This window comes from Psychrobacter sp. SZ93C1, assembly GCF_015864635.1.
In the GTDB taxonomy this organism is placed as follows: domain Bacteria; phylum Pseudomonadota; class Gammaproteobacteria; order Pseudomonadales; family Moraxellaceae; genus Psychrobacter; species Psychrobacter fozii.
This window is the reverse complement of record NZ_JADYWY010000009.1, coordinates 62,641-79,751: the sequence shown is the minus strand read 5'-3', so window position 1 is coordinate 79,751 and position 17,111 is coordinate 62,641. Positions and strand designations below refer to the sequence as shown.

At 44.1% G+C, this 17,111-nt stretch carries 13 protein-coding genes; 4 read left to right on the top strand and 9 right to left on the bottom strand.

All coding sequences use genetic code 11. The annotated features are described in order from the left end of the window. Nucleotides 1-247: 247 nt before the first annotated feature. Entirely contained in the window at nucleotides 248-985 is a 738-nt protein-coding gene (locus I6E83_RS11885; RefSeq protein WP_197102189.1) for an NUDIX hydrolase, read from the top strand. 216 nt (nucleotides 986-1,201) lie between these two features. Here I6E83_RS11885 and I6E83_RS11880 read toward each other — a convergent pair whose 3' ends face one another. The 3 genes from I6E83_RS11880 to nhaA form a co-directional block, all read right to left on the bottom strand. Then, nucleotides 1,202-2,542, bottom strand: a complete 1,341-nt coding sequence (locus I6E83_RS11880; protein WP_197102187.1) for an oxygenase MpaB family protein — start codon at nucleotides 2,540-2,542, stop codon at nucleotides 1,202-1,204. 41 nt (nucleotides 2,543-2,583) lie between these two features. Continuing rightward, a complete protein-coding gene (locus I6E83_RS11875) occupies nucleotides 2,584-3,168 on the bottom strand; it encodes a DUF2799 domain-containing protein (RefSeq protein WP_227680934.1) in 585 nt (194 codons plus the stop codon). A 64-nt stretch (nucleotides 3,169-3,232) separates the two neighbouring features. After that, on the bottom strand, nucleotides 3,233-4,435 hold the full coding sequence (gene nhaA / locus I6E83_RS11870; protein WP_110924052.1) for a Na+/H+ antiporter NhaA: 1,203 nt from the start codon (nucleotides 4,433-4,435) through the stop codon (nucleotides 3,233-3,235). A gap of 497 nt (nucleotides 4,436-4,932) precedes the next feature. Between nhaA and I6E83_RS11865 the strand changes: the two genes are divergently transcribed. After that, a complete protein-coding gene (locus I6E83_RS11865; RefSeq protein WP_197102186.1) occupies nucleotides 4,933-5,688 on the top strand; it encodes a TSUP family transporter in 756 nt (251 codons plus the stop codon). A gap of 95 nt (nucleotides 5,689-5,783) precedes the next feature. Here I6E83_RS11865 and I6E83_RS11860 read toward each other — a convergent pair whose 3' ends face one another. The 3 genes from I6E83_RS11860 to radC all read right to left on the bottom strand — a co-directional run bounded on the left by I6E83_RS11860 (nucleotide 5,784) and on the right by radC (nucleotide 11,613). Further along, complete coding sequence (locus I6E83_RS11860; RefSeq protein WP_194198149.1) at nucleotides 5,784-7,160, bottom strand: dicarboxylate/amino acid:cation symporter; 1,377 nt, start codon at nucleotides 7,158-7,160, stop codon at nucleotides 5,784-5,786. A 399-nt stretch (nucleotides 7,161-7,559) separates the two neighbouring features. After that, on the bottom strand, nucleotides 7,560-10,628 hold the full coding sequence (locus I6E83_RS11855; protein ID WP_197102185.1) for an acyl-CoA dehydrogenase: 3,069 nt from the start codon (nucleotides 10,626-10,628) through the stop codon (nucleotides 7,560-7,562). A gap of 301 nt (nucleotides 10,629-10,929) precedes the next feature. Next, nucleotides 10,930-11,613, bottom strand: coding sequence for a RadC family protein (gene radC, locus I6E83_RS11850; protein ID WP_197102184.1), 684 nt, complete (start codon nucleotides 11,611-11,613; stop codon nucleotides 10,930-10,932). A gap of 128 nt (nucleotides 11,614-11,741) precedes the next feature. On the opposite strand from radC, the gene coaBC reads away from it, so the two are divergent. Both coaBC and I6E83_RS11840 read left to right on the top strand, forming a co-directional pair. Further along, nucleotides 11,742-13,118, top strand: a complete 1,377-nt coding sequence (coaBC, locus tag I6E83_RS11845) for a bifunctional phosphopantothenoylcysteine decarboxylase/phosphopantothenate--cysteine ligase CoaBC (protein WP_197102183.1) — start codon at nucleotides 11,742-11,744, stop codon at nucleotides 13,116-13,118. A gap of 223 nt (nucleotides 13,119-13,341) precedes the next feature. Next, complete coding sequence (locus I6E83_RS11840; RefSeq protein WP_197102182.1) at nucleotides 13,342-14,124, top strand: sulfite exporter TauE/SafE family protein; 783 nt, start codon at nucleotides 13,342-13,344, stop codon at nucleotides 14,122-14,124. Between the two features lie 33 nt (nucleotides 14,125-14,157). On the opposite strand, the gene I6E83_RS11835 is transcribed toward I6E83_RS11840, so the two are convergent. From I6E83_RS11835 to I6E83_RS11825, 3 genes are all read right to left on the bottom strand, one after another. Further along, nucleotides 14,158-15,066, bottom strand: a complete 909-nt coding sequence (locus I6E83_RS11835; protein WP_197102181.1) for a histone deacetylase — start codon at nucleotides 15,064-15,066, stop codon at nucleotides 14,158-14,160. A gap of 58 nt (nucleotides 15,067-15,124) precedes the next feature. After that, nucleotides 15,125-15,934, bottom strand: coding sequence for a YbjN domain-containing protein (locus tag I6E83_RS11830; RefSeq protein ID WP_197102180.1), 810 nt, complete (start codon nucleotides 15,932-15,934; stop codon nucleotides 15,125-15,127). A 64-nt stretch (nucleotides 15,935-15,998) separates the two neighbouring features. Further along, nucleotides 15,999-17,048, bottom strand: a complete 1,050-nt coding sequence (locus I6E83_RS11825; RefSeq protein WP_227680933.1) for a hypothetical protein — start codon at nucleotides 17,046-17,048, stop codon at nucleotides 15,999-16,001. Between the last annotated feature and the right edge of the window lie 63 nt (nucleotides 17,049-17,111).

Sequence of the window (17,111 nt, the reverse complement as noted above, 5' to 3'; positions counted from 1 at the left end):
TTGCCTATAGTAGGCATGCTTCAGTCTAAGATACCACAAATTTTGTCGTACGAGCAGTGCTCGTAAAAACAGCCCGTTTAGAGCTGATTTATTTTGATACGCTTACTCTGTACTTGCGAGTGCACTAGATAAGGAGTCGCGGTCACATAAAGCATGTGCAGTGATAGGGTATACTGCGCTAATATCGTAAAAGAGATAACCTTATTGTGATAATTATGAATACTGATAAAAATATAGGGCAATTATAATGTTACTTCCCCCACAGTCTGTGAGTTTGGATGAATTTTCAGTCGCTGTGCCAACCTTTATTCGTTATCCCACGCTCAGAAAGCTGGCTGAGCGGGTGCAACGTGAAACTTTAAATACCGTTACTGGTTCAATAATGCCTGACTCTTATCAGGGTTCTCTCAGTGCTCGTCTCTTAGAAAGTTTGTATCAAACACCGATTGCGGATGCCTCAGTATTGGTAGCCATTACTCATGAGCGTCACCCTAAGTTGCTACTGACGCTTCGGGCTGCACACATGAACAGTCATGCGGGCGAGGTGTCTTGTGCAGGTGGTAAGCATGAAAGGGGCGACGGCAATAATGTGATCACTGCCTTACGTGAAGCGTGTGAAGAGACGGCGCTACCGCCTAATAAAGTCCAGCTGCTCGGTCAACTGCCTATTCAGACCTCTAAAAGTGGCATGAGTGTCAGGCCTATCGTTGCGCTCATTGCGCCCGATCTGATATTGGTACCAGAACCTGGAGAAATCTCACGTATTTTTTGGGCAGATTTTGAGTCGTTAGTTACTCAGCCTACTGTGGAGTACGCAGTGGAGTATACAATGCAAGATGAAAAGGCGACCATTCTCACGCCCAGCTGGCAAGTGGATGGTGAGACGGTATGGGGTCTGACAGGTCGAGTGATTGCTAGCTTATTAGAGACGGGCTTTGATCGACAGCTTGAATGGTATTACCGTATACAAGACACGCGGTTATAGTCAACCTTCTATAAATTGGCTACGGTGTTAGTCTCACTTAGCCTACTAGCTGTACTTTCACTCGCCTTCCTTGTATCCAAATTATATTGAACTGACTATAGTCAGCGAACTGCTAAACCGCTACGGCGTTACCCTGCTTAGATGTACTATTTGTACAATCTGCAGTCGGCTGCCTTGTACCCATTTTAGATTTCTTTGACTATATATTATGATTATTTACTTATAGTAGTCATCATTTTTCTTTAGCCACCAATTCATATTATCTTGGCGTTTGAATCGGAAGGCTTCTAGTTTTTCAGCAATAGTTTGATTGTGCTGGCGTGCTGTATCGAGTGCAAAAAGAATCGGTACTGAAGACAAGACGCCAAAACGTATCTTAGATTTTGGTAAATCTAATCCATCACCAATGTCGTCACCCACCAACGTACGTGTCACGCTGGCATTGACCATTTCAACGAAGCGTCCACGTCTATTGTCTTCACCCATGAGCTGGCGTGGTAAGTCATGTAGCGCTTTTGCCAGTGGCTGTCCCATCTTAAAATCAAGCTGTTGGATGGAGAGGTAGGTATAGAGCCACTTCCAGCACGCGGCTTCATCTTTTGGCAAGCGATCTAAGTCAACGCCCATCCAGTAGCTGGCCAGATTCCATAAATGCAAAATCCCTTCTGCTTCTTCGGTGCTGATACGCGCACCCAACAGTCGCAGCCCGCGCATAATCAATAATGAGAACTGTAAATGCGTGGCAATCATGTCGGTTTGATTGATGGGAATACCCCAATAGTCAGTATTCCAACTGCCATCAGAATTACGGTGCTGATCTACTTCTGCTATGACGCCAGTGGCTGCATTGCCTTTGCCTTTCAGCAGGTTTTGCCGTACTAAGGTATGAATTTGACGCACCTTGATAGACTGTCGCCAGCCTTCAGAGCCAATAGCTAATACTTGATCAATAGGTTTTTGGTCATTGCTCATGCTCGGCTGAGGATGTTCAGAGACAGCCAGTATGTAGGCATAGGTGCGCATCAGGCGAGGTAGGGCATCGTGCATCAATGCGCCAGTCTGAATCAGTGGTAAAGACAGAGCAGGGATGCTATAGCCTGCCATCAATGCGACATTACGCAATAGCCAAATGAGCATGAGTGGATAACGGCGATAGGCGACCGCACCAATTTGCGCCAGCTTGGGATCGAACCAATCAGGATGGCTACCAAACTGCGCTGTTAACGCATTGAATGAGGCGTTTTGTGTGAGGTCATTATCTACTTTTTCGTCGATGATTAGTTGCTGTAATGGCTTCGCAAAACGGATACCATTATTAGCCAATGCATCTGCTAGAGGGTCGCCAATGTCGTAGCCTGCGATGATCTCATCTAATAGGTCTTGTGAGATGACAAAGTTTTTAGGTAATAAATAGCGTTTGATGCGCTTTAAGACTTGTAGGTCGCTGTGGTCATCTATCGCAGTGGTACGCCCATGACGTAGATAAGATTCTACTGACGGCTGCTTGTGGGGTAAGGTGCTATCAGTTGCTGTTTTATTGATATCGATTGAATCCATATTTATCAAGTGCCGTTATGGTTGGACTTTCTCAGCACGCCCTAATGTCTATTGTTCTGATTTAATGAGTCCAATTGCCTTTGCGTGTTATCGATACGACGTTTGATTTGGCGTCGCTCATCAGCGAGTAATAGTAAACGTGCGCGTGCCTCTTTTTCATTGGCAAAGCCTAGCATCGCACCACCTTCTAACTTATCGAATTCTTCTTGGTACTCTTCTAACAGTCTTTTGTCACTGTCTAGTTGATTCTCTAGATTATAGTACTCTAAACCGCGCTGATTGGCTTGTTGTAGATTGCTCGCTATGGCGACTGGGCAGACATTATTGAGCTTACGTCCGCGTCTGCCAAGGTTATAGGCATTGTCAGTGATGCAGTATTGTTTGAGCCCTAACTGGCGACCGCGCTCCCATGCTTTATAGTCAGGAGCCACGCTGGCCTTGGCACAGGCTTTGGCATGTGATGCTAAGCGGTCTGATTGATAGCCTGCGACGCCATCATTATAGCCAATAGCCTGCCAGTCACCGATGAGGCATTCTTGCTTAGAGAGAGTGGCACATCCTGATAGTAGAGAAATGCTACCGATGATAGCCATACTTGACGAGAGTCGCTGTATAAACCGTCGCATCCTTGTCTCCTATAGCGATGAGCCACTTATGAGCGATATAGCAAATAAGTGGCTTGCCTTATTATCAATGCGGGCGAGTCAAATCAACTGACGTACCACTTACATTGTCTTTCAAGCTGACTTTGAGCATTAAGTAACCAGCCACACCAGAGACGATTGAACCCATGATAATACCTAAGCGCTCATCGAACAGCGCAGTTTCGCCAGCGAATGCTAAGCCACCGATGAATAAACTCATGGTAAAGCCCACACCGCATAGTAAAGCAGCACCGTAAACCTGCTTATAGTTCATGCCTCTAGGCATCGTTGAGATACCAAGTTTAAAGATTAGCCAGCACATGACCATGACACCAACTTGCTTACCGATGAATAGACCAGCAGCGATACCTAGCGGGACAGAGTGGAACAATTCTGCCAACCCTGCACCTTTGAGTGATATGCCCGAGTTGGCAAATGCAAATAATGGCAAGATACCGAAGGCAACGGTATTGTGTAGATCATGCTCTAACTCCTCAAGTGGAGAGTGCTCAGGATCCGTACGGTCAAACATAGGAATAAACAGTGCTAAAACCACACCAGCCAAGGTAGCATGAATACCAGACTTGAGGACGGCGACCCACATAATCACACCGATGAGTAGATAAGGCGTGATACTAGTGACATTGCGGCGATTGAGAATATATAAGAAAGGCAGACACAGCGCTGCTAATGCCAATGACTGTAATGACAAATCACTGGTATAAAATAAAGCGATAATCAAAATCGCACCGATATCATCAAAGATAGCAATTGATACTAAGAATACTTTTAGAGAGTTGGGTACGCGGTTACCTAGTAAGCTTAAGATACCAAGCGCAAATGCAATATCAGTGGCCGCAGGAATCGCCCATCCTTTCCAAAACTCAGGCTCATTATAGTTAAAGAGTAGGTAAACGATGGCGGGGGCAATCATGCCACCCAATGCCGCACCCGCTGGTAGTATGATTTGTTTGACGTTAGATAGCTCGCCAATTAAGACTTCGCGTTTGAGCTCAAGGCCGACTAAGAAAAAGAAAATTGCCATCAGACCATCGTTGATCCAGTGATGCGCGTCTTTAGCGATAGCAAATTCACCGATTTGGATAGCAACAGGGGCATGGATAAAGCCTTCATACCACGTATTAAGAGGGGAGTTAGCAATAATCATTGCAGCAATCGCAGCCAATGCTAAGACGATACCGCCTGCCGCCTCAAACTCAAAAAACGCCTTAATCCTTCGTATTGCCATATCATCCTCATTTGCTAAATACAATTTACTAAATAGTTCAATAACTTCAAATATCTATGCTGCTGCTCTCAACGATATAGTAGCCAGACAAGAACAGTTTCTCATACTCTTATTAATATACACAACAAAATACGTCAATCAAAAACTATTAGCTCAGCATATTAGTAATAGCGATGTGACAAAGTTGAGGTCATAGATAAAAATACAGCCAGTCGATACAATCTTTAATCAGACTGTTTTTATCTTGCGTATTTGGTAAGTGGTTAGACAAATTTAACAGAATTTGCCATGTTTTTGGTTTTTTTTAGCCCTTTATCTCTATAATAAGCGACATTAGCAAAATCAATAGCTACCCTAAAAGCTACTTCAACAGCAACTTTAATAACAGTATCAATAACAATATTAATAGAAATGCTAATAGCAGTATTTTAAATCTAACTTCCAAAGCCGATTTTTAGGGCTTTCTTTTTTTATTATAAATTTTGCAGGTCAGTGTCATGGACTTATCACTTTCACTAGAAGTCATTTTAATGCTTACGGCTGTGGCAGCGTTGGCAGGATTTATTGATGCCATCGCGGGCGGCGGCGGTTTACTGACCATACCAGCCATGTTGCTTGCTAATATCCCACCAGTACTCACGCTAGGCACCAATAAGCTGCAGGCTGCATCAGGTGCGCTTGCAGCGTCTATTACGATGATTCGAAAAGGCGTCGTAAAGCCGCAACGTATAAAAGTAGGTATTATTGCTGCTTTTATTGGTTCCGTTATCGGTACGATTGCCGTTCAGATGTCGCCACCGGATTTGCTCGAAAAGCTGATTCCGTTTTTGATTGCCGCTATTGGTATCTATACATTGTTTGCACCTAGACTGGGTGAGGTAGAAGCGGCACCGCGTATATCCGAAAGTAAATGGCAAAAAGTCGTTGCACCAATCATTGGTTTTTATGATGGCTATATTGGGCCAGGCACTGGTATGTTTTTTGCGCTTGGTAATGTGGCATTGCGCGGTCGCCAGATTATAGAAGCGACAGGTGCCGCAAAAGTATTGAACCTATCCACCAATATTGGTTCATTGATATTCTTTATTTTGGGTGGCAATGTACTGTGGAAAGTAGGACTGGCGATGATGGTTGGACAAACGATAGGGGCGTACTTTGGCTCGCACATGGTGGTCAAGGGCGGTAGTAAACTGATTCGTCCGATGATTGTGGTGGTGTGTTTGGCGATGATTACTAAATACGTATTTGGCTAATTAGTTGTTGGTTTTACTGATTATTGATTATAAAAAAACCTCAGCCAATTTTGACTGAGGTTTTTATTTTATGAACGTCTCTTTAGCAAGCGTGGTTAGCTGCGACGATCGACATCATCGTACTCACTACCCATGATGCCATCGCTAAAGACTTCTGAGAATTCACGCTCATTGTCTTCATCAATATGACCGTCAAACACGTCTTTGGCACCAGCATTAGGGTCGTTGTAAATGGCTACATCCATTTTACCTTCTGATTTTGCTACGATAGCTGTCACAGCAGCATCACCACCAACGTTCACAGCAGTACGTAACATATCAAGAATACGATCCACACCTAAGATTAAGCCAATACCTTCGATAGGCAAGCCAACTTGTGCAAATACCATCGATAGCATGATCAGACCAACACCCGGTACACCAGCAGTACCGACAGAGGCCAATACTGACATCAGAATAACGGTTAGATATTCGGTTACACCCAAATCAATACCATAGATATTGGCAATGAAGATGGTCGCTGTACCCTGCATGATTGCCGTACCATCCATGTTGATGGTGGCACCAAAAGGAACGGTAAACGAGGCAACAGAGTTATTCACACCCATACGCTTAGTAACGGTACGCAAGGTAATAGGAATCGTCGCGTTCGAGCTTGAGGTACTGAATGCAAAAATCTGTACTTCACGCATTTTTGCCAAAAAGGTTTTGATTGATAAACCTGAAGCAACTTTTAGTACAATCATCATGGTGATAAAGAAATGGAACGCCAGTGAGCCGATCAATACAGCCACATAACCAAGCAATGACCAAATCAAATCTAAGCCAAGCTCTGCCATGGCTTTAGTCAATAGTGCAAAGACACCATAAGGTGCTAGGTTCATAATGATAGTCACCATCTTTAAGATGACTTCATTGATGAGCTCTAAACTTTTAACCAAGCCTTTAGCAGGCTTGCCAACCATCAAGATACTGACACCAATCAAAATCGCAAAGAAAATGATGGATAACATATCGCCATTGGCCATCGCGCTGATGGGATTTGATGGAATAATATTAGAGAAAACATCAAGCAAAGGCGGCGCTGATGCGGCTTCAAAGGTAGCATCTGTACCAATGTCCATACCTTTACCAATACCAAACAGGATGCCAAGTCCAATCGCCGTTGCAATAGCAAGTGCGGTGGTGAACATGTAGATCATAAAGGTTTTGGTACCAATACGACCAAGCAGACGAATATCACCAATACCGCACACACCGCAAATCAATGAGATAAGTACTAGTGGTACGACCAACATTTTTAGTGAGTTAACAAATAGCTTGCCAATAATAGCGAGAAAGCCGTTTGTAATATACGTATTAACAAAGCCGCCTTCAGCGTTTAGTCCTGAATAGTTTATAAACAAACCCAGTATGATACCGAGCGCCATGGCAACCATGATCTTGCCCGTCAGTCCCATATTTTTCCACATAACCTCTATCCTTTTGTGTACAACGTCCAATAGCAGGTATGATAGTAAATCAATGCGTAAATGATTGCTGTTTCTACACCCGATCTTGCTACGTCTATAAATTTTGATTGGTCATTTTATGTCAGGCTCTCAAACAATATAAAATAATTGTTAAGGTTACTGCAACATTTTTTTATGATTCAGCCGAGATAAACCTAAGAATAAAGCGCTTATAAGGCTACCCACGATTTCAAGAGAGCAGATAATACTGCTTTTTTCCGCTAATGATAAGCAAAAGTTTTTGTTTGTAACCAAAAAAAAGACTGCCCAAATTGGACAGTCTTTTTAAGTTAAACAATAGTCATGTGGTATTTGAGATTTTTATATCCTGAATACGGTTACATTTGTATATTACCGTGCTTATACATTATCGCTTTCATCACGACGCAGACCATCTCGCCACTTGCTCTCGGATGTAGATGGTTTCTCTACGTTATCCTCTACTTGTGGGGTTTCAGTGCTATCCAGATAATTGGATTTTTGTACGTTGTCATTCGCGATTTCCAAATGATCAGATTTGTCAGCGCTAGACAAGTTGTCAGAATTTTCAGCATTGTATTTATTGAGACGATGGTTATTACTCATGCGTTCGCTTAAATGCGATTCTGCATCGCGGTAACGAGGATCAAGTGCTTCTGTCTCAGGATCGGAGTCTTCAAAGTCGGTCTGCGCCTGTACTTCTTCAACAGTATCCTGCTCAGCAACCATCTCGACATCACCGTGGACCTCATAGCCATGATTGGGGTTGGCATCACCAGTTGGTTTATCGGTATTGGCAGAAGTATTGCTACTAGCATGAACATCCTCACTAGCAGAAATATTGTCGACAGCATGAAGGTCGTCACTAGCAGGAACATCAGAATCATCATCTAGAGCATCGCTATCAGTCGCAATACCATTTCGAGCTTGTGCCGCACTTTTTAGTTCAGCATAGTCAGTCAGCTGCTGTACAGCATTATCGAGGCTATGTGGATTGGCGCGTTCTTGTACCTGCAATAGATGTTCATCGAAGACATCGGTCAATAACGAGTCAAAGCGTATGGCATTATATTGAATAAGCACTTCGGCTTCTTCTTCAGTGATGTCTTCATTTTGGCTGGCATGCACAACATGATCTTCAAAGGTAAGACCTTCAAAGCTGTCGTTGTGTTCTGCTTTTTTAAACTTCTGCCATAACGGTTCGATGCTGGTCAAGGTCTGATATGCATGCTCCATACGCCCAGTCACATCGTCTTCTTCGGTCGTGTAGTAGACCATAGTTTTTAGATAATCACGGAAAGGGTTGGCCTCAAAGTCATCCATAAAGACATCACCCAACTGGCGTTTGAGTTCGTCACTTGGTGGTGTAAAGATACGACCACTTGGGAAAGTCACAAAGCTGACCAATTTGGCTGCCATACGATTTGGAAAGTTATCAAAGAACGATAAGAAAGCTTCTTGAATGGTGTACAAGCTGTTTTGTAAAGCAACCTCAGCATGTAAGCGCTCAGACTTTGATTTGGTGCCATGTTCATAAAACTGCAAAATAGACGTCGCAATAAATAAGTGACTATGAATATCTGATAAACGACCAGAGAGCATTTCTTTACGTTTCAAGTCGCCAGCCAACAGTCCTAGCGCCATATCAGCCGTTAGGGCAAAGCCCGCGCTTAAGCGGTTAATATGTTTGTAGTAGGGACGGGTAAAGCTGTCTGCAAAGCTCGGTGCATTATTGCTGCCACCGACATACCCTGCGACAAAGGCTTTTGCCCCACGATTGAAGGTATAACCCAAATGTCTAAAGAAAAGCGTATCGAATTTTCGAGTCGCACCTTCTTTATCTTTGCTCTGTAGCAGTTGTAGTTCATCAAATAGATACGGGTGGCAGCGCATTGCACCTTGACCGAATATCATCAATGAGCGGGTCAGTATGTTAGCACCCTCAACCGTGATAGAGACTGGAATAGCCTGATAAGGTGTCGCTAAAAAGTTACGTGGCCCCATCTGTACTGCTCGTCCACCAACGACATCCATACCATCGTTGATCACACTGCGCATGGTTTCGGTGGCGTAGTATTTTGCCATGGCCGTCATGACCGATGGTGTACCACCTTGGTTCAATCCGCACGTAACGAGATGGCGAAACGCTTCTAGCATATAGGTATTACTGGCCATGCGACTGGTGGCGTCTTGTACGCCTTCGAACTTGCCAACAGAGATTTTAAACTGCTCACGAACCTTGGCAAAAGCACCAACAGACAGATACGTCATTTCACTGGCTGAGGTTGATAATGCAGGGAGAGAGATGCCGCGACCAACGCCCAAGCATTCCATCAGCATACGCCAACCGCGACCAGCGTTTTCGACACCGCCGATGATGTAATCTAAGGGAATAAAGACATCTTTACCATCGACTGTACCATTCATAAATGGCGAGCCAATCGGGTTGTGACGTGGCCCTGTGATGACGCCTTGATGGCTGGCAGGAATGAGAGCACAGGTAATGCCATAATCGGTTTTTTTAGAATCTCCAAGCAAGCCTTCTGGATCATGCATTTTGAATGCTAAGCCCACGACTGTGGCGATAGGTGCCAACGTAATCCAGCGCTTTGAGAAGTTCATCCGTAGGCCGAGTACTTGCTCGCCTTCATGTATGCCGTAACAAACCACACCTGTATCAGGAATAGCGCCTGCATCTGAGCCTGCTTCAGGACCCGTTAGACCAAAGCAAGGTACTTCCTCACCTTTGGCAAGACCGGGTAGCCAGCGTTGTTTTTGCTCATCCGTACCATAATGCATCAACAGCTCACCAGGGCCGAGCGAGTTTGGCACCATACAGGTTACAGCTGCAGTGGGAGAGCGAGAGGCGATTTTGCTCATGATACGGCTTTGCGCATACGAGCTAAAGTCTAGACCACCAAACTCTTTAGGAATAATCAGACCTAAGAAGCCATTGGCTTTAATAAATTGCCACGCCTCAGGCGACAGGTCTTTATCTTCATGCTGAATTTTCCACTCATCAAGCATGGCACACAGCACTTCTACTTCATTGTCTATAAAGCTTTGTTCTTCTTCTGACAGTTCTGGATACGGATAATTGGCAAAAGTGTCCCAGTTAGGCGCACCCATAAATAGCTCTTTTTCCCACCAGCTCGTGCCTGCGTCAAGTGCCTCACGTTCGGTATCACTCATGCTCGGCATCGCGCCGCCCAATGCTTTATAGACAGGCTTGGTAATCAGTGACTGACGAAGAGGAGCAACGAGTAGTACCAAGCATAGCAGCGCTATCGGCACGCCTAATATAAGTGACCATGGACTGATAACGGCAGTAACGATAACGGTAACAAGGGCAGTAACGCTGCCAGTGATACGTGACAGGGACAACAAAAAGATGGCCAAAACCATGGCTAATTGAATGATGATTGCCAAAATAAATAAGCCAATTGCCATGACTGTCTCCTTTATAACGCTGAACCAAAAGCGTGAGAAATGTAGGTGTAAAAATGTTTGAATCTATATAGTTGTTATTTTTCGGACGTTTAGTAGTCTTATAGCTAGGTTAAGCCAGCTACCAATAATTGGCTTTGAAGTCCAATTAGGAAAAGACAAATAAAAGACGAAGTTAGCCATCAATATGAAACAGTTGTCGGCGACTATCAACGGTTAAAATGCTACGCTGTGTCGATAATATGTATCAAGCTGCATAAAGTATATAGCTAGTGCGACCAAAGACCAAATAAGTCAGATAAAACTACCCAAAAGGTGCCAAACAGCTTTCGGCATAGGATAGAGTATCGTTACGTCCGACGATGATATGATCGACCAAAGATATGTCTAATAAATCACAGGCCTTTTTTAGCTCATAGGTGAGTAAGTTGTCGGCTGTCGATGGTTTGTAGTCGGTATGAGGATGGTTGTGCGCGATGATTAACTGGCTAGCTGCGTGACTTAACGCGTGGCGTAGTACATGCTTCATGCAGACTGAGCATGATGAGATGCCGCCTGTGAATAGTATCTCAAAGTTTAACAGGTTGAGTGCATTGTCTAGACAAAGGACGGCAAAAACCTCGCGATGCTCACCGCGCAACTGGGTGCTGATATAATCTTTGACCGCTTGTGAGCGTCCGAGTGCTTGGCCTGTTTTGAGCTGACTGTCTAGATAGCGTGTACCCATCTCAAGCGAGGCTAATATCTGTGAGTATTTTGCAGGGCCAATACCATGACAGGCAAGGACAATATCTTGCGGGGCTGCCAATAGTTCTGCTAAGCTACCAAACTGCTTGATTAAATGACGAGCCAGCTCAATCGCTGATTGAGACTGGGTGCCTGTCCGCAAAAATATGGCCAGTATTTCAGCATCGGATAAATGAGCCGCACCAAACTTCAACAACTTCTCACGTGGTCTGTCATCTTCGTGCCAGTCTTTGATCGCCATTATCACTCCTTGAAAATGGATTGCTGCTAGAGATATTTGGTAAATATCGAAATTCTTACCCAACTTATCTCATAATTGTTACTATAAGCGCAATTTTATCTTTCAACTTTTTTATTGTTGCCATGCTTATGTCTAATATTGTGCTTGCTATCACTGGCGGTATCGCCGCTTATAAATCTGCTATATTTGCTCGCTTATTAATTAAAGCGGGCTTTAATGTGCGCGTCATTATGACCACAGGTGCACAGGCCTTTATCACACCGCTGACACTGCAAGCCTTGACTGGTAATGAGGTGCATATCTCACTACTGGATGAGCAAGCAGAAGCAGGAATGGGGCATATTGAGTTGGCTAAATGGGCAGATTTAATCGTCATTGCACCAGCCTCGGCCAATACGCTCGCACGTCTTGCGATGGGTATGGCGGATGACCTGCTGACCACCGTTTGTCTTGCTACCACCGCACCTGTCATTGTCGCCCCTGCGATGAATCAGCAGATGTGGGCACATCCAGCGGTAAACCTGAATGTGCAAACGCTGGGCGACATGAATTATCATGTGATACAGCCTGCAAGCGGTGAACAGGCTTGTGGTGATGTGGGAGCGGGGCGCTTACCTGAGCCTGAGGAGCTATTGGCCGAAGTATTATTATTCAATGCCATGCAAACGACGCCGCAATTGCTGGCAGGCAAAAGAGTGGTCATTACCGCTGGACCGACAGTAGAAGCAATTGATCCAGTTCGTTATTTGTCTAATCACTCTACCGGAAAAATGGGTTTTGCTTTAGCGCGTGCTTGTGTGGCTGCTGGTGCCGAGGTGATTTTGATTACCGGTGGTAAAGTAGCACTGCCTACACCGCTTAAAGTCACGCGTATAGATGTTTTATCTGCGCAAGAGATGCTGACTGCCGCGCAACAATGTGTGGATGGTACACATAGCGAGCTACAATACATATCTGAAGACGAGCATGACCACGACCATGATCATCATCATGACCACTCACATTCACATGACCACCACGGTGATTGTGATTGCGGGGACGAACATAATGTTGTCACGACTAGCACCGATGATAGTGTGAGAGTCGCTGATATCTTTATTGCGACGGCTGCTGTTGCTGACTACCGTACGGAAGAGGCTGCTCCGCAAAAAATCAAAAAAACGCAAGATGCTATGGCGCTAAGTTTGGTTAAAAATCCTGATATTTTGGCGACTATTTCTCTTGCTCATACAGAATTGTTTGTCGTTGGTTTTGCTGCAGAGACCCAAGATGTCGAGCACTATGCTCGTGGTAAACTTATTTCCAAAAATTTAGATTTGATTGCTTGTAATGATGTCTCACGGGCTGATATTGGTTTTGCTAGTGACGATAATGCTATGCAGGTATTTTTCTCAGAGCGTTATGAGAATGATAGCGTCATGCTTGAAAAAGCGAGCAAAGATAAGATTGCTGAGCAATTGGCTAGCATCATCGGTGAAACAGTTTGGCAGCGCCATAATAGCTAAGATATGCGTTCAATCTAAATTAGACAGTATGTGATGCGCCAAAACAAAACTGGCTAAGTCCACATTGAATGGCATTAAGGACAGGTAATATGAAAATATTATCTGTCCTTAGTTGCTTTACTTGACTAAGATTTATTGCGTTTTTATCGCCATTATTGAAATTAGGGCAGGCATTAATGCTGTCGCTATAAATGTAAATATAAAGCCCTGAGTGGTATGACATATGATGGAAATGGCGGGTAACGATAGCACGCAGATGCTAATACTGACTTTGATTTTTGCAATGGCATCGCTGCTGCATGGTATTAGCGGGCTAGGTGTAACGTTGGTGACAACCACGGCACTTGCGAGTATTTACCCGTTGCCACACGCGATTGTGTTGGTTATTTTTCCCTCTATATTACTCAATGCGATGACTTGGTTGTCCGGTGGTGGCCGTACGATTTGGCAAAACTTTACTTATTATGGCAGGCGCTATTGGCTGTTGGCATTGACCAGCTTACTTGGCAGTATACTGGGTGCCAAGTTATTGCTATGGATAGATAGTGCTTATATTTTATTGACACTGGCAGCGGTTATTGCCTTTTATGTCATCAGTAGTTTACTTGGCAAACAAATCCGTCTACCAGATACCAAGCCTGTGCTGATTATGGTGGGTTTTAGCGCCGGCGTTATTGGCGGTGCGACCAATGCCATGTCGACCATCCTGATGATGTATCTGCTGTCTGCTAGCGATGATAAAAACACCATCGCGAAAGTCGGTAATATGTGTTATTTCTTGGGTAAAGTTGCCCAGATTATCGTACTACGTGAACCGATTATGGCGTTGACCAGTGGTGAGTGGCAGCTGATTACTTTACTTAGCGTGATATCTATCGTCACTCTTTTGGTTGGTATTCGCTTGCGTCGTTACTTGCCGCAAGCTCGCTTTCGTCAGCTTATTTTATTGATTGTCACGGTGCTTGGTATTCGTGTGGGTTGGCAGGGGATTACGGCATTTTTGTAGTAGCCAACGTCTTTAAGTTGGCATAGGTGCAGTTTACTTACCAAAGAATATCTGCTGCGCCAAGCGAAACGTATTGCAGTGCGCTTCGACCACATCTTTGATATCTTCTGAATAGCCGCCACCCATCACGATAGCAACAGGAATGTTGGCGGTTTTTGCTTGCTGCAACACATACTCATCACGCGCTTTGCAACCTTCCATCGTCAAACCAAGCTTCCCTAATTTATCAGTGGCCAATACGTCTACCGCAGACTGATAAAAAATCATGTCGGGTGCAAACTCTTTTATTAGGCGTGGTAGCGTATCCTTTAATATCTGTAAATACTCGGCATCACCTGTATCATTATCTAGCTCAATATCCAAGTCTGATACTTGCTTGCGAAAAGGATAGTTCTTTGCACCATGCATACTAAACACAAAAACACGTGGCTCGTCTGCCATGATGCTAGCGTTGCCATTACCTTGATGCACATCTAAATCAACAACCAAAATCTTTTGCGCCAATCCGCGATCTAATAATAAATTACTAGCAATACAAACATCGTTAAAGACACAAAATCCTTCGCCATGATCTGAAAACGCGTGATGTGTGCCACCTGCGACATTCATTGCTACGCCATATTGCTGTGCATATAATGCGCATTCATAGGTTGCATGAGCAATATAACGACCACGCTCTACCAGCTCGGGTGTCATCTCAAAACCGATGGCACGGGCTTCTTTCCGTGGTAATGTTTGCGTTTTCAATTGATACCAATAGTCATGCGTATGGGTGGTCAAAATCTCGTCTTCACTTAAGCTTGCAGGCGCAAAAAAGTTATCGGTCGTGATCGTCCCTTCGGCCAGTAAGCGCTCAGGAATCATGGTGTACTTCTGCATAGGGAAGCGATGCTTTTCAGGCACTGAGTAACGAAAAATATCAGAGTAGGCAATTTTTAGCATAAGGGCGATGGTTTTCTAAACGGGTGAGTGGATAGTAGGATAATGACTAACGATGGCTCTATTGTACAAACTGCGTGGGTAAAAAGAACGTGCGAGCGTCTGCTTGTTGGTGTAGCTCTGTAAGTAATGTTTGCATGTCTTCTGCAGGATCTTGATTATTGATCAAATCACTAAATAGTTCATGGGCGACAGTAGTCATAGCAACCACACTTTGTAGTAAGTGTTCGATAAGCGCCTTGTCGATATCAACTGTCTCGACATCGATGGCGGTTTTGTAGCGTATTTCTCCATCATTGACATCCATCTCTAGATTACCAATCATCATGTCATAATTGATTTGAGTGATGAGTAGCATTGCAGCGCTTTGATGACTCTCTGGAATGGAAAATGGCAAAATCCCATAGACGGCCAGCAGTTTATTTTGCTCCTGCCAACGAAATAGATAAGCAGAGATCAGTTGTTTGTGACGCATCGAAAAAGACAAATGATGTGATTGCTGGTCATCATTGGCCTTCGGACGGTGATAAGTATAGTGCCATTTTTTGGTATGAAAATACTGCTTCAGACAGTCGATAATAAGTATGTCAGATTGCTCGGGTTGCTCTTTATCTAAGCTTAAAGCATCAGGTTGTACCTGCTCACTTTCATTTTCAGTGGGAGAGTTAGAATCACTCTTATTATGGTTGTTATGCGAGTCACTATGGTTATCATTATGGTCATGTGAGCTACTATAACCATGTAAGCCACTAGTCTCTCTGCCACTTATATCATCATTACTCATATCAGTATCAGCAACCGCCTGAGGCGCAGCAGCAGTCAATAACTGTTTGAGTTTTTGCCACAAGCTGAGTTTAGTCGTTTGGCTCATAATGTATGTTGCTGATCAATAAGTGAATGATAATGGCATCTGATGTATAACTCAAAATGTTGAGTTACTCGTTATTGAGTGCCAATCCTTCTTTAATATGCGATTGTGCATAAAATGCCTCTAACATCTCATGGATATGTGCCACAAACCATGGGCTATCAAGCGCATCGTGTACGACAGGCAGTAGCGCTGTACTAAACTGTGTCATGGCTTGCTCATCCATATGAAAACTGGCAGCAACAGTCGCAATCGTGTCTGTTTGATGGTTGTCATACCAAGTATCGATGCTTGCTGCTGCTAGTGTATGCAAATAAGGCGACACGCGCAGGCGATTATAGCTCTGCTGAATACTGGCTTCGATATGATCGATACTGCTGTTGTCAGGCTCGTCACGCAGATAAGTTTGCAAATGACTGACAGGTTGCTCTTTGATGCGCGCCCAACCAGTGACTAGTAACCTTGCCACTTCTTCATTTGATAGATGTGCTTGTGCATTGGCTTCTGCCCGACGTGTTAAATCTTTAATATTACGGTGCAAATAGGCTTGCAGCTTTTCATCAAGGTTTCTGTTGGTCGCCTTTTCAAAAGAGCTGCGTCCCAGTTTCATCAATTTACCAACACCGCCTGCTTTATCTAGTGTGCTTTCCATAAAGTCGTTGATCGCGTGATATAGCGTCTGGGTCAGTAAATCTGCAAAGGTTTCATTGCCAACTAGCGTGTGAATTAAAACATGGCGCTGCTGCTCATGACTACCTACATAGGTGGCTAGCGTCTCAACCTGTGTATCATCTACTAGCTCAGATAGCGGCACGTTATCATTGACTGGGTGATAAATAACCGTGTGCAAGATGTCACGGATATCCTCACGCATCACCGCCGTCATGGGCTGGCTCAGTATCCAGTCACTGATCAAATGCTGCAAGTTATCACGACTGATATATTTGTTAAGTGGTTGTGTGCCAAACCATTGCCAAGCTTCCATACTCAGTGGCTCAGCCTGCTGGCGTAACCACTGCTGCATAAAATCAATTTGGGCGTCGATTAAGCTATTAATGGTGAACGTCGACGTGTTTGTTTCTAAATCTAGGTTTTGGTTATCTTTTGAAGTCTGCATAGGTTTTGAGGTCATAGTAATCGACAATTTGTTATACTGAGTGTTTGTAGTAAGCATAAAGTA

Coding starts and splice junctions, on each gene's coding strand:
- I6E83_RS11885 (WP_197102189.1), top strand. CDS start 248: ATGTTACTTCCCCCACAGTCTGTGAGTTTGGATGAATTTTCAGTCGCT.
- I6E83_RS11880 (WP_197102187.1), bottom strand. CDS start 2,542: ATGGATTCAATCGATATCAATAAAACAGCAACTGATAGCACCTTACCC.
- I6E83_RS11875 (WP_227680934.1), bottom strand. CDS start 3,168: ATGCGACGGTTTATACAGCGACTCTCGTCAAGTATGGCTATCATCGGT.
- nhaA (WP_110924052.1), bottom strand. CDS start 4,435: ATGGCAATACGAAGGATTAAGGCGTTTTTTGAGTTTGAGGCGGCAGGC.
- I6E83_RS11865 (WP_197102186.1), top strand. CDS start 4,933: ATGGACTTATCACTTTCACTAGAAGTCATTTTAATGCTTACGGCTGTG.
- I6E83_RS11860 (WP_194198149.1), bottom strand. CDS start 7,160: ATGTGGAAAAATATGGGACTGACGGGCAAGATCATGGTTGCCATGGCG.
- I6E83_RS11855 (WP_197102185.1), bottom strand. CDS start 10,628: ATGGCAATTGGCTTATTTATTTTGGCAATCATCATTCAATTAGCCATG.
- radC (WP_197102184.1), bottom strand. CDS start 11,613: ATGGCGATCAAAGACTGGCACGAAGATGACAGACCACGTGAGAAGTTG.
- coaBC (WP_197102183.1), top strand. CDS start 11,742: ATGTCTAATATTGTGCTTGCTATCACTGGCGGTATCGCCGCTTATAAA.
- I6E83_RS11840 (WP_197102182.1), top strand. CDS start 13,342: ATGATGGAAATGGCGGGTAACGATAGCACGCAGATGCTAATACTGACT.
- I6E83_RS11835 (WP_197102181.1), bottom strand. CDS start 15,066: ATGCTAAAAATTGCCTACTCTGATATTTTTCGTTACTCAGTGCCTGAA.
- I6E83_RS11830 (WP_197102180.1), bottom strand. CDS start 15,934: ATGAGCCAAACGACTAAACTCAGCTTGTGGCAAAAACTCAAACAGTTA.
- I6E83_RS11825 (WP_227680933.1), bottom strand. CDS start 17,048: ATGCAGACTTCAAAAGATAACCAAAACCTAGATTTAGAAACAAACACG.